This window comes from Clostridium sp. MCC328 (genome assembly GCF_018785465.1).
In the GTDB taxonomy this organism is placed as follows: Bacteria; Bacillota; Clostridia; order Lachnospirales; family Lachnospiraceae; genus Pilosibacter; species Pilosibacter fragilis.
Genome location: NZ_WQPW01000139.1, coordinates 1 through 506 on the forward strand (window position 1 = coordinate 1; position 506 = coordinate 506).

General features: G+C 39.9%; 1 protein-coding gene. It reads right to left on the reverse strand.

Translation table 11 applies throughout. The features are described from left to right. Nucleotides 1–164: 164 nt before the first annotated feature. Nucleotides 165–506, reverse strand: a 342-nt coding sequence (locus GPK83_RS15870; RefSeq protein WP_215705231.1) for a transposase, incomplete at its 5' end; no start/stop codon positions are given.

Consider the following 506-nt stretch of genomic DNA (forward strand, 5'->3'; position numbering starts at 1 on the left):
CCTGAATTATTCACGGAGCAGTATCTGAACTGGTAACTGTACCATGAATCCCAAAATTGACCCATGTAGCCTAAACATCGCTCAACCAATCTCCAAAAAGGGTATAAAATCCCTGTGGCAGAGTTCTGAGCGGTTATTAAGCTGTCAAGGTTCGTTAATCGTTACTATTCCAGCTGTACATTCAGCTTACCGATATTTGAAAGTGTCTCATAGAATTCATTTTTATAAGGGCAGCTGCTACACAGCTTGAATGTGATATATCTTGCTGAATGAACTACTTTTGCAGCAATCTTCAGCAGTTTTAAACGGACGGTATCAATGCGTTGTTTGCGCATGTTTGCTGATAACGCCAATCGTCTAAACCAATTAAATATGTTATAAGCAAGAGCGTGTACCTGAAGCCTGTTTGCATTTACGATTCTGGTATGACTGCTTACGGAAGCAAAATCAAAACCGGATTTACTTTCTTTGATGAAGTTTTCCATCAGCCCTCGCTTGCAGTAAAA